We start from the raw sequence: 12235 nt of genomic DNA on the forward strand, positions 1-12235 counted from the left end.
GACTACCTATTCCGCAAAGCGACAAACTGGTTGCTCGGGCCTTCCGACCGGAGGCTCAGGGTCGAGCCGTTCGACACCACGTAGGCCAGGGGCCGCGTCAGGGTGAACGGGAACAGCGCGGGCACCGATTGCAGGCTAGGCACGGAAACGGGCTTACCGGCGTAGCGCACAGCGGCTTCGATCAGCCATGCGGTGAGCTCGTCGTTGTCGATGGCTGTCGGAGCCAGACGGATGACGCGCTTGCCTTTTTCCACTCGCTCAACGGCGCCCCAGCTCGCTTGGCTCTGGATGACCATGTTGGTCATGCGCCGGGTTCCTTCGCGCTCCCCGTAGGTCTCACTCATGCGCCGATGCACTTCGGCGGATGCGCAATCGCCCTGGATGGCGGACAGGCGGCCCACCAGTTCCGCCACCTTGCCGAAGAACGGGTACGTCGCAACGGCCATGCCCCAGCACAGCGCGGCGACTGGAATATCCGGCTGCGTCTTATGGATGGCCACGCCGCGATCCGCGTAATCGACAAGCTCGGCGCGCGGCTCTAGCCACAGCCGGTTCAGTACGGTGCGTGTTTTCTTCTTGGCTTCGGCGCCAAGTCCGGCTGCATCGAGCAGTGCATTCAGATCATCTAGTCCAGCCGCGCCAGCACGAACATTCAGTGCCGCAGCCGCCCAATCAAGCTGAATGAACCGATCAAAGCCGATTTGAGGGGCTGATGAATTCATTCGGTACCAATCACATAACTGACTTTCACAAAGGGCACGATCAACTCTTCGACCGATACCCCGCCGTGGACCACCACCTGCTCGCCCTCCGGCACAAAGGCGGTACGTCCGCCTGCGAATAGGGGCATGAAGTTCGCGGGCAGTCCAGCGATGTCCAACCTGACCGTGATGGGATAGGCCGCAGCGGAATCGGCCAGCAAGTGTTCGCTGCGATAGACCCGAACGCGTTCACCGCGCGTCTCTGCAATCACGCCCTGGTTGGGCCTGCCGACGCCGGCGGACTCGACGTTGCCGTGGTCTGCCGTGAGGTAGATGTGGTAACCCTTGTCCAGCAGCAGCGAGAACAGCCGATCGACGAAGCCGGTCGTCAGCCAGTTCCCAATCCACATGGCCACGTCCTTCTTCGATCGCTCCTTGTGGAGTCGGTCGTCCACCTCGTCGATCACCAGGCCCACCACCTTCGGACGCCGGTCAATCAGATCCGATTCCAGTGCGTCGAGCTGATTGAGCTGGCGCAGCGCGCGGCGATACATCACCTCGTTTGGATTGACGCCTTCGTTCTGCCAGAACGTCTTCCACAAGGATTCCTCCTTGTCCGTTCGATCAATCGAGTCGTCGAACTCTCGCGGCTTTAGGCCCGAGAACAGTGCCTGGCGCGACACCGATGTTACGGTGGGCAGCCAGGCAAACGCCGCTCCCTCGTCGAACGCAAAGCGCTTCGTGCTGGCGATCAGCCGCTCCCGAATCTGCACCCACTGGTCAAATGCCAGCCCATCGAATACCAGCAGGGCCACCTTGGCTTCACCTGCAGAACGCCGATGCCGCAAGAAACGCGGAACGTGATGCACCATCACCGGTCCCTTGGTGACCGGCTGCAGGATCAGGTCGGCGTAGTGCTTAGCCGCGACCCACGCCTGCAGTCGTTCGTCCGATTGCGTCTGTAGGATCTTGATGCGGTCTCGAATCGCAGGCAGATGCTCGCTGCCTTCCGTGCCGGGCAGACCATGCGTGCGGGCCAGGATTTCACCATAGCGCTTGGCGAACTCGCTCCAGTCCTTGTGCGAAGAGGCTGCCGTTGGGGTTGCCTCGATCAGGCCGTCGATGCCTTTGAGCACCAAGGCCTGCAACGCCGCTGGGTCCTGGACAATGCCGGCCTTGATCCAGCTCGGCATCCCCGCCGGAACGCTGTGCACCGCTAGCGGGTGCAAGCTGCCGTCGAGGAACATAGAGTCGACCAGCACCTGCACATCGGAGTGATCGAAGGGAATCTCGATCTTGGCGACGTAGTCTGGCGGTGGCGGTTCCCCTGTGCGCGTGCCATCCAGCCCCAAGGTCGACAGGTAGCGATACCACGCGTCCTGTACCACCCGCAGCAGCGCACTCTTGGACGCCAGCCATGTACCGACGGGCTGATCCGAGAACAGCCCCTTGCCCTGGATGATGCCCGCCGCATGCTGGGCGAACAGGGGCGGCAACGAACGGTTGGCGAAGTGCATTCGCAGCAGCTCACGCCAGAAGTCCACCGGGTTGCGAATGGATCGCGGCGTCAGTTGATAAACGTGTTCGAGGATGAAGTCCTTCGACTCGTTCTCGCCGCGCACTGACTGCAACTCGGTCTGGTGGGCATGAAACAGGCCTGCGAAATGCTCCGGCTCGACTTGCTGCACCGCGCTGTAGGCCAGCCTGGGGAAAAGCTCCGCAAGGCTCAGCCGCACCGCACGTCCGTGGTGCACGATGTCCCACGGCAACTCATTCGCGTCGGCGCTGCGCAGGTGCAAGACCAGCGAGGGCGCTGGTCCCGGCTCACCGCGATCCCATGCGGCGCGATACCGCTCCTCGTACTCCGCCCGAAACGCGAACGGGTCTTCGTACAGCATCACCTCGAAGCCCCGGTCGCGCAGCTCGGACAACAGCTTCTCGTCGAGCAGCACGTCGTCGGGGTCGCAGGCAACCCACAGCCGGGTGAGGTCGGCCGTAAAGTGGCTAAGAATTCGTTCCGTCCACAAACTCATCTCACCTGTCCTCCGGGCATCACATCGCCGGAGACACGCACCATCATCACGGCATTCAAATCCGGCACGCTGGCCTCCATGTCATCCAGGGCGGCCATGCGTGCATCGTGTTCCTGCTGCAGTCGCTTGCGCCGATGCTCGCGCACGGCGGGCAAGCCGATTCGCCCGATCGCCTGACCTCTGGCCTCGAAGGCATACAGCGCGCGTTCGCGTTCTTCTTTCAGCCGAGCATGGTGTTCGTTCAGCAGCTCGGTGAAGATCCGCTCGCCTTGGGTACTGGCGGTCGTGAGCGACACCTCGAACCACTTCACCGACTCCTCGGCGCCGGTCACGGCGTGCACGTCTACGGTTTCGGTCAGCAGCAGGTTCCACACACGCTTCGCTGTCGGCACGAACGGGCGGCCTTCTTCGTTGACGAACACCGGCAGGAAGCGCTTTCGGCTCAATCCTTCCGCCGCCAGACTGATCTCCCACAGCGACCAGATGCCACGCACCGAATCCGGCAAACCCGTCACCCGGATCACGGGCAGGGGCTGCCCTGCCACGAAGCGCGGCAGTTCGCTGATGACGGCCCTGGCACGTGGGTCTTCCATCGTGACCCACTCCAATTCCGGGTTCTCGTCCGCCGTCCGGGCGTCAAAGCACGCCTGTGCCGATTCGCTGCCGTCCGCCCACTTCACGCGCCAGGCATTGCCCACCTTGGTTGCTGATCCGCCACGCGCAGCCAAACCACTGGTAATGGCCCGCTCCAACCAGAACTGCGCCGGATGGTCACGCCACTTGCGGGCGTCATCGGCGTCCAGGTCATGCGCTTCGGAAAGCAGGTCGCTGTTCTTCTTCGACTCCGCCAGCGTGGACCGCAGTTGCGACACCACGGCATCGCACTCCTGTTCGATCGCGTCCGGGTTTTGTAGCCCGTGCACGAACAACTCATCGAAGATCGGGTCGGCCTCGACCGAGTCCATCACATCGGACGCCTTGTCGACACCAAACTCCTGCGCAATGACTTCGAGCTTTTCCTCCAGCACCTGGCGCACACGGTGCTCGACCGTGTCTTCGAGCACGAAGTTGATGGCACGCACCACATAGTGCTGGCCGATACGGTCGACGCGGCCGATGCGCTGTTCAATTCGCATCGGGTTCCACGGCATATCGAAGTTGACGATGACGTGGCAGAACTGCAGGTTCAGACCTTCGCCGCCGGCATCCGTCGAGATCAGCACACGCACATCTTTGGAGAACACCTGCTGGGCACGAGTACGTGATTCCAGATCCATGCTGCCGTTGAGCGTCGCCACCGAGAAGCCACGGCTCTCCAGATAGTCGGCCAGCATCGCTTGGGTGGGCACGAACTCCGTGAAGATCAGCACCTTCAGCGCCGGGTCGCCTTCTTCCTGCTGCAGCTTGTAGATCAGCTCCAGCAGTGCCTCGGCTTTGGCGTCGGTGCCAGCGGCCTCCGTTTCGCGCGCCAGCTCCAGCAGCATCTCGACTTCGGATTTCTCCAGCTCCCAGCCACTGGACTGCATGGCCAGATCCACCTGAGACTGGCCATCGAGATCGGCCCACTCGTCAGCGCTGGTGCTCTCGAATAGGTTCGCCTGCGGCTGTGGCGCATCGAGCAGGGCCTGGCGCTTTTCCAGTGTGGTGCGGATGGCTGCCGTGCTGGACGTGACCAGCCGCTGCATCAGGATCATCAAAAAGCCAATGTGGCGCTGCTTGGCAGCCATGGCCTGGTTGTAGCCGTGGCGCACATAGTCGGTCACCGCCTCATACAGGCGCTGCTGTGCGCCGTGGCGCGCCTGCCAGGCCACCGCCTGCAGCCGGGTAACACGCGGCTTGAACAGCGGCTGGCCCTCGGCGTTGATGGAGGCACGCTTCTCGGTGCGGATCACGAAAGGGCGCACCCGGTCCCGGCTGACGCTGCTCTCGTCCGGGAACGCTTCCCGGTCCAGCAACTGCATCAAGCGCATGAACTGATCGGTCTTGCCCTGGTGCGGCGTGGCCGACAGCAGCAAGAGATAGGGCGATGCCTCAGCCAGCGCGGCGCCCAGCTTGTAGCGGGCCACCTGCTCGGTGCTGCCGCCCATGCGGTGGGCCTCGTCGATGATGACCAGATCCCACGACGCCGAAATCAGGTCCTCGAAGCGCTCGCGGTTGTAGGTGTTGAGCTGCTCCAGGCTCCAGCCGCGACGGCCTTCCAGGGGCTTCACCGAGTCCAGCGAGCAGATCACCTGGTCGTGCATGCGCCACAGGTTTTCTTCCTCGCCCGCGCCACCGCTGCGCCACTGGCGGAAGGCCGCCAGCTCGGACGGTTCGATGAACTGAAACTTCTCGCCGAAGTGCAGGCGCATTTCCGCCTGCCACTGACGTACCAGCCCCTTAGGCGCCACCACCAGGATGCGCTTCACCCGGCCACGCAACTTCAACTCGCGCAGCACCAAGCCGGCCTCGATGGTCTTGCCGAGGCCCACCTCATCGGCCAACAGGTAGCGGATGCGGTCGCGGCTGACGGCGCGATTCAAGGCATAGAGCTGGTGCGGCAGCGGCACCACGCTGGACTGGATCGGCGCCAGCAGCAGGTTGTCCTCCAGCGCGTCCAGCAGCTTGGCCGCCGCCACGGTGTGCAGGATCTGGTCCACGCTTGGGCGAACGCTCTCCAGCGGCGCCAGATCCACCGACCGGGCGCGCACCACGGCGTCCTTGGCCGGTAGCCACACGCGGTAAGCGACTTCGCCCCACACGTCCTGGCGCTCGACTACCCGGCACGGAGTGGCCTGCCGAATGAACCAGCACCAGTCGCCGATGGTGAACCCGCCGCCGGCCACGTTCAGATCCCGTCCTCGGTACGGGTCAGCGCGAGGTCATACAGCGTCAGCAGCTTCTCGTCTTCCTGCAGTGTTTCCTCTGGCAGCTTGTTAGCAATGGTAATGATGGTCTTGTAGTCCTTGGCTGCCCATGCGGCGCGGAAGCCAGCGCGCAACACTTCCAGGCGCGACTCCTTGATCTTGCGGCCAGCGAATGCTTTGTAGGTTTCGAACTCCTTGAGCAGACCCTTCTCGCGCTTTTCTTCAAGTTGTTTCCCGTTATTTGGGTCTGGTACGAACCATCGATCCCGCGCTTTTGCTTTGAGACGCGGATCAGATTTTTCCAGCTCCCGCATATCCTTGTAGTTGGACGAGAGATAGCCGTGAATCTGACTGGGCACATCACTCGCACCGTCGTAGCGTAAGAAGTTAGCCTCAAGCAGCGCTGAAAGCTCAGGACGTTCCTCATGCTTCTTCCAGCCAGCTCCAAGCTGGGTAATGAATTCGGGGTGTACCTCTTGGTAGGTGGACGGACGTCGCTTGAGGAAATGAGCCAACCAATCGATGGCGCTGCGCTCGTCGGAAACGAACAGCTCCATTTGTGGCGCTTGCGCGGTCTGAGCACGCTTCTTGTCGTACTCGGTTACTTGCTCCGGCAAGAAGACCATGTCGTCGCGCTCGGGAAAACGAGCACGGAGCCCATCCTGAAACTCCAGACTGGAAAGCGGCACGGGCGCACTGTGTTGGACGAACCACGCCACCATACGATCGAACAGGATGCGCGGATCACGCTCGGCAACAAACTCCAGCTCACCATTTTTCACCTTCACCACCGGAAGCTGCTTCAGGTGGGTCTGAACGAAGTCCCATGCCGATTCTGGGGTGGCTCCCCGTTGGGCGAAACGCTGCTCCAAGCCGCCGTTAGGCTTGTAGGCGGAAATCACCAAGTCTTGCTTGACGGCCACCGCGGTGGTGACAGCCTTGAAGCTGCCTTGCTGTTTATCGAGTGCCGAGACATTGGCCACTACAAAACCGGCCTGCTGCATCGCCGTTTGCAGGCCATTCCACACGGCAGCCTGAGTATTGGAGAACACCACAGTCATCCAGCGACCGGGTTTAAGGACACGGAAGTATTCCGCAAAGCAATCGGCCATCAACTTTCGGTAGTCGTCCACCGATTTCTGAGCGGCGCGATTTTCCTTGGTACGGTCAACGATGGCATCCAGCTTTGCTTGCGTCATCACGCCGTGCCAGGCCTCGACCAGGAAATTCAATTCTGCGTAGGGCAGATTCTCCCCGAACGGTGGGTCGGTGAATATGTAGTCAATACTGTTGTCAGCAAGAGGAAGCCGTGCGGCTGTACCTGTATTGATCGCCACGCCACCGGCACCGACTTTGAACTGGCTGAAGGCTTTACCCAGTCGATCCAGTTTCCCATCAAGGATGTACCAAGGACTGCACTCCGCATGTTGCGATGCAACGTAATACACGCCCGCTAGCATGCGGTTGACTTGAGAAAAGTGCGTAGGCCCATAGCGATTGAGCACTGATAGCCCGGCAATCGCCTGTTCAACCATGAAAACCAGAAATGCACGAATCCGCACATCCGAATGCGCATGTGCCCTGGCCCACAGCGCACCCATCACCTGTGCTGCACGCGGCAAAAACATGTGGTGGGTGTGGGTGATGCCCTTGTCGCGCATACGCGGCGCCTCCCACATATCAGCGAAAGGAAATGCTCGCTTCGGGACCGTACCGGGCAAAGGCATGGTCTCGATTCTGGCCAATAGTGCAAGATCCGCCGCGTCAGGCTTTTTCTCGTATTTAGTCTTGCCTATACGATAGGCAATCAAGCTGGGCACGCGCTTTGGCGCTTGAAGGGTGTTGCCGGTGGACTGATCCAGCTTTGATACGTAAAGCCTTTCGAGTTTTTTCTTGGTTAGTTCTGCATTGCAATGAGGGCAGGCAAACGTATCCCGTACCCGCTTAGAATCCTCGTCCAATGCCTCGTCGAGAAAGTTCACTTCTCCAGCGCACTCAGGGCAACTGAACACCTCGCCCCACACGGTGTATTCGATGCGGCCTTTAGTTTTGCCATCGCTGTGCAGCGTTTCAAACATCCAGCTAATGTCCTGCGCCAAGTCCTTGAGTAGTTGCTTGCCCGCATTAGAAAAGGCATCAACATCGAAAGGAATGTTGTAGTTCGCACCGATGAAGGTGGCGGCTGGCGATAGGTCATTGAGCACGGCGCGGCGTGCACCCCACTTTGGCGCGGTGCGGCCTTCCCGTTTCCAAGCTAGTTCCAACTCGTGTCGGTAGCTGGATGGGGCTGTGCCGCACCATTGAGCCGCCACACCGGTCATGCCCGAACCACCAAAACCATCTAGCACTATGTCACCCGGCTCGGTGTAGTGCAGGATCGACGGCACGATCGCCAAGTGCGGCACTTTGGTGTGGTAGCCGTGCGCTTTGTAGATAGCGTCGGTCTTGCCAACGCTCACATCAATTGCCAGCGGCTCGCGGTTGTACTTCAGCGTGGGGTCGTAGGGCTTGCCGTAGTACGCCACGAAGTCCGCCAGCCAAGGGTTTGGGCAGGCGGTGTAGTACGGCGGGTCCGACATCGCCAGGATCGCCTCGTCCGTACCCTGTGGGAATCCTTCGATCTCGCGAAATGCCGGATCTTTCAGCTTCTCGGCCAGCAGCTTGGTGAAGTGCTCGCGCCGGGCTTGCTCGCTCGGGAAGGCCTGGCCAAGGCATTCCACGGGGCCGGAATCTTTTTGTGTGGTGCTGCTGAATAGATTAGTCATTCTTGTCCTCGGCGCCTTGGGTCTTTATTACCGCGTTCGCAGACTGCTTGACCACGCCGCTCAGGTTATCGATGGATTTTCTGACCCGTTCCAACTCCTCTACGACAGGATGGTGCGGAACGCTGGTACCCATATAGGGCCGCAGGTCCACGTGGGTCTTTTCACTGTACTTGTTCTTCCCATATTCGTACTCGGCCGACACTTCGAACGTATGGGGACAAATCGTCGGGTCAGCTCCGCTTTCGAAGATCTTGAAGCCCATTCCGAGATCGAAGAGCAACTCCGACATGGGTGGCAGACAGTCGATAGGCTGCGAGAAAGCCGACTGCTTTGCGAGATTGCGACCCTCGCCTTGCTCGCCAAACTGAAAGAAGTCCCGATCAAGGCGTAGTCGGAGATTCTGTGCAGGCGAGCGACCGACATTCCTGATGAGCAATTGGATGACAGGGGTGCCCATGCGCACCTGCACGGTCACTGCGACAAAGGGGCGATTCTGATCAGCCATCTGCTCACGCATTGCACCTACTGCAGCACGGTTAGCGCGCAGAATGAAAAACGTGAGTCCGGCGAACGTTGCGGTCAACAGGACGTTGGCCAGCGTCAGCCATTCGGACAAGTTCGCTGGAATCGTCAGTGAGGTGACATCATTCATTGATTGCGTCCACTTCTATTTCTTGATCACCGTCTCGGGGTTCGGCGGATTTCTTCGGTTTGATGGCGATGGCCACCGCTTTGCCCGTTTCCAGGGTTGCCCGAATGACGTCCTGAAGCACTTGCGACTGGCTGGGCGTCGTGCCAACCCACGCCTTGGACACCACCGTTGTGAACGCGGTGTTGTCTAAATGACGCTGCGCGTTATCGTAGGTAATCCGCAGGCCACCCTTCGGCCCCTGGATGCCAGGATCCTTCTCCAGCAGCTTCCAATAGTCCAGCGGCAGGTACATGCCCGGTACAAGACCTACATCATCCGGGTTGAATATGAGCCTAGAGCAGAGTTTGAGGAAGAACGGGTTTTCGGTCAGGCGGAATCCGCCAATACCGGTGTTGGGCGCACAAGCCTTCAGCGCATCGAGCACGCCATCCATGCGGTCGAGTTCTTCCTTCAACTGTGCGTTGGGCAAGCGGTAGACGGCTTCAGCTGGCCCATCACGCCGATCCTCACGCTCCATCGCCTTGTACTGAACCATGACAAAGCTTTGGTAGGTTTCGTTGAAATAGATGAGGTCGGTGCCAGTTTGTTCTTCGAGCGGCAGGCGGTTGGCAAGAATGACAGTGAGACGTTCCGACGTGGCTTCGGACTCGAAGACGGCTGCGCCGTAGGGGTAGGTTTTGATCACCTCGAAACCGGGCAGGTTCTGCAAATCGTGGACCACCATCGGATCTTCGCGCAGCCGAACGCTGGGCAGGCCGTCGAGAAAAGACACCGGTGTTTCATCCGATGGTGTCCACTCCTGAACAGGGTCGCGACTGATCCCGGCTATCGACAACGCCGTGAGTAACGCTTCTTTTTGCTGCGCCAAGTTGTCTCGTGCTCGCTCCGACAGCCGTCGGATGCGTTCCGTTCTGGTCTGACTGAAGCGTTCCAACAGTGTGCTGGCTTGGGGCGCGATCTGGCGGATGACTTCGACGACGGCGGTGAAGCCTTTGTCGGTCAACAATCCACCCGACCGAAACCGTTTACGCACGGATACGGCATTGCGCTTGGGCAGACGATTCAGCAGTTTCCGAACGGACAGCGGGTTCGCGAGTTTTTCAGCCTTGTCGATATTCAACCGACTCATGCCCGTACCAGCGCGCACACCACGACGCCCAAGTCCAATGTGCGTCAACTTCCCAGCGTTAACCACGAAGCAAACCAGTGGTGCGGTTCGGCTGTGCTGAAAGTCGGCGACAGGCTCGGCAAACGCGCGCTCCTCGGCTACACATTCAAGGAATGTGTCCATCCGATCTTTCGTGAGGAATACGACGAATCCGCTTGCCTTGGCCATTTGACTAGTTGCCCATCTGGCCCGTGGCCTGTTGTGCGGCGTACTCCCTCATGCCATTGCGCAAGATTTCGAGGAATGTGTGGTTCCTGCTTTCGGCATCTGCCACGATGGCATCGAAGGACACGACGAAAGTTGGAGTCGGAACCACAGTTCCATCTCTTCGCTCGGTTCGGAATTCCTGGTAGTAAAGCTTCCCCATGGAGAAAAGTGGCGCCCAGTTTTGCTGGCGCAGCCGAGTTCCCATCGTGTCGCTGATCTGGATGACGGCGTAGTACCAGATTCTCTGGATGTTGGGGCAATGCGCCGCCAGCTTCACCGCACGATCAAGCAGTTGATTGATGGCGTATTGGTTTTCTTTTTCATCGTCCGTTTTCTTCTTTATTTCGATGACGACTACGTCCACTGCGCTGGCATCTTTTGGATCAGCGGAGAAGATCATTGCAATATCTGGCCTGCCCGCATCCTTCTCGCTTTCTTCATCAAGCCGTATGGCATTAACGACGGTATCCATCCGTTGCTCGCTCAGGATGGTACGAAACACCATGAACTTGTCATCGAGCAACCAGGCGTTGTTCTGGTAAACCTCCGAAGGCATGGCTTCTCGCGAAAATTCCTTGAATCTCGGAACGATCAGGTTATGTATTTCGGATTCGGCATTGTCGGCCGTCATTTCCTTCATGCGGCCGATGATCTTGTCGCGGTAAAGGATGTATTCGGTCAAAGTGCGCGATGACAGCTCCAGCGACTTCACATACGCCGCTTCGGTCAGTGTCTCGCATTGCAGCACCTGCTTCTGAGCACGGAAGAATTTCTGTTGCGCGATCTCCAGAGCATCATCACGATCAATCAAGCCAACGGTATCGTTTTCGAAATAGCCCAGAAGATGCGGGAATTGCTCCTCGAACTCTTCCTTTACCTTTTCGTTCTTTTCTGTGATCTTCGGAATCTTGTCTGCCAACACCTTGCCAACTTCCCGGCGCAAGACGCGATATAGACTTGCTTCTTGGAGCCCTTCCGGCAGTATCAGCTTTTGGCGCGAACTGTCGGCATTGGAGTGAAACATCTCCGACTCGAATAGGAACACACCCATGTAGCCCGGAGGAAAAGACGAAGTTGGTATCAAGTTGACCGGAATCGTCCGACCATCAATGCTGAAGGCAACAAGTAGGCTTCCTTTGCCCGACACCGGCTCGACGTGATAGTGCATGTCAATGGTCGAGAACGCATCCAGAGAATCATCCTGGATGGTGATCTTGGTCATTGAAGGCAAATCGGCGGGCGTTATCTTCACCTCGTGAGGAAAAAATTCCTTTTGCGTGTTGCTCTCGGCTGTCTTGAGGTTGATCGAAATCGTAAACGCCCTGCCATCACGTTTGCGCGCGTCAAGCGTTGGCAGAAATTGTTCGATCAAAAGCGGCTTGATGGCATCTGGCTTCAGATCGTCATAGGACTTGACGCGCGCGCCCGCAAAGCCGGTGAACGTCAATATCGTATTGGCTCCCTGCACCTCCCCAAGCTCTTGGAGTGGCGCGTTGCCGTCAAAGCCTTCTTTGAAAACAAACTTCCGCAGCCACTTGTCTCGCGTACTGATGACTTCAACGCGATCAAAATAGTTGAGGAACACCAAGCGACCAATACCCTTGTGGAATTTGTCTCTGGGCTTCAATAAGGTTTTGAAGCGATCAAAATTCTCGTCCGTGAATCCATCGCCGTTATCTGTAACGGTGATCTTCAACGTGTCCGGCTTGTCGTATGCCTGCACATCAATATCGATGGACACTTCGGTCGCACCCGCATCCAGCGCATTGGCAAGGGCTTCGAAATAGACCAATGTCAACGATGGGTTGGGGAAAAACAGCTTGATGGCCCCAGCGGTTTCAATATCCATTGCCTTCCTCCGTT

At 58.9% G+C, this 12235-nt stretch carries 7 protein-coding genes; all 7 read right to left on the minus strand.

Going from position 1 to position 12235, the window contains the following annotated elements; all coding sequences use genetic code 11:
• Positions 1–2: 2 nt before the first annotated feature.
• Genes BV908_RS11550 through BV908_RS11580 form a run of 7 tightly spaced genes read right to left on the minus strand, consistent with a single transcriptional unit; the run spans position 3 to position 12221 of the window.
• Positions 3–722: a hypothetical protein gene (locus tag BV908_RS11550; protein WP_103738199.1), complete on the minus strand. Its 720-nt coding sequence runs from the start codon at positions 720–722 to the stop codon at positions 3–5.
• The gene (pglZ, locus tag BV908_RS11555) at positions 719–2734 is read right to left on the minus strand and encodes a BREX-3 system phosphatase PglZ (protein ID WP_103738200.1); all 2016 of its coding nucleotides are present in this window, start codon (positions 2732–2734) and stop codon (positions 719–721) included. The genes BV908_RS11550 and pglZ overlap by 4 nt, the downstream gene beginning before the upstream one ends.
• A complete protein-coding gene (locus BV908_RS11560; RefSeq protein ID WP_103738201.1) occupies positions 2731–5559 on the minus strand; it encodes a helicase-related protein in 2829 nt (942 codons plus the stop codon). The genes pglZ and BV908_RS11560 overlap by 4 nt, the downstream gene beginning before the upstream one ends.
• A gap of 2 nt (positions 5560–5561) precedes the next feature.
• Positions 5562–8345, minus strand: a complete 2784-nt coding sequence (locus BV908_RS11565) for a DNA methyltransferase (RefSeq protein WP_103738202.1) — start codon at positions 8343–8345, stop codon at positions 5562–5564.
• Positions 8338–8997 carry a hypothetical protein gene (locus BV908_RS11570; protein WP_146052252.1) on the minus strand — a complete coding sequence of 220 codons (660 nt, stop codon included), beginning with the start codon at positions 8995–8997 and terminating at the stop codon, positions 8338–8340. The genes BV908_RS11565 and BV908_RS11570 overlap by 8 nt, the downstream gene beginning before the upstream one ends.
• Positions 8990–10288, minus strand: coding sequence for a hypothetical protein (locus tag BV908_RS11575; RefSeq protein ID WP_210434018.1), 1299 nt, complete (start codon positions 10286–10288; stop codon positions 8990–8992). Before BV908_RS11575 ends, BV908_RS11570 begins: the two co-directional genes overlap by 8 nt.
• 49 nt (positions 10289–10337) lie before the next feature.
• Positions 10338–12221: an ATP-binding protein gene (locus tag BV908_RS11580; RefSeq protein WP_103738204.1), complete on the minus strand. Its 1884-nt coding sequence runs from the start codon at positions 12219–12221 to the stop codon at positions 10338–10340.
• Between the last annotated feature and the right edge of the window lie 14 nt (positions 12222–12235).

Origin of the sequence: Diaphorobacter sp. LR2014-1 (assembly GCF_002916785.1) — a bacterium.
In the GTDB taxonomy this organism is placed as follows: Bacteria; Pseudomonadota; Gammaproteobacteria; order Burkholderiales; family Burkholderiaceae_C; genus Diaphorobacter; species Diaphorobacter nitroreducens.

Excerpts from the sequence above, each read along its gene's own strand:
- BV908_RS11550 (WP_103738199.1), bottom strand. The coding sequence starts at position 722 with ATGAATTCATCAGCCCCTCAAATCGGCTTTGATCGGTTCATTCAGCTT.
- pglZ (WP_103738200.1), bottom strand. The coding sequence starts at position 2,734 with ATGAGTTTGTGGACGGAACGAATTCTTAGCCACTTTACGGCCGACCTC.
- BV908_RS11565 (WP_103738202.1), bottom strand. The coding sequence starts at position 8,345 with ATGACTAATCTATTCAGCAGCACCACACAAAAAGATTCCGGCCCCGTG.
- BV908_RS11570 (WP_146052252.1), bottom strand. The coding sequence starts at position 8,997 with ATGAATGATGTCACCTCACTGACGATTCCAGCGAACTTGTCCGAATGG.
- BV908_RS11575 (WP_210434018.1), bottom strand. The coding sequence starts at position 10,288 with ATGGACACATTCCTTGAATGTGTAGCCGAGGAGCGCGCGTTTGCCGAG.
- BV908_RS11580 (WP_103738204.1), bottom strand. The coding sequence starts at position 12,221 with ATGGATATTGAAACCGCTGGGGCCATCAAGCTGTTTTTCCCCAACCCA.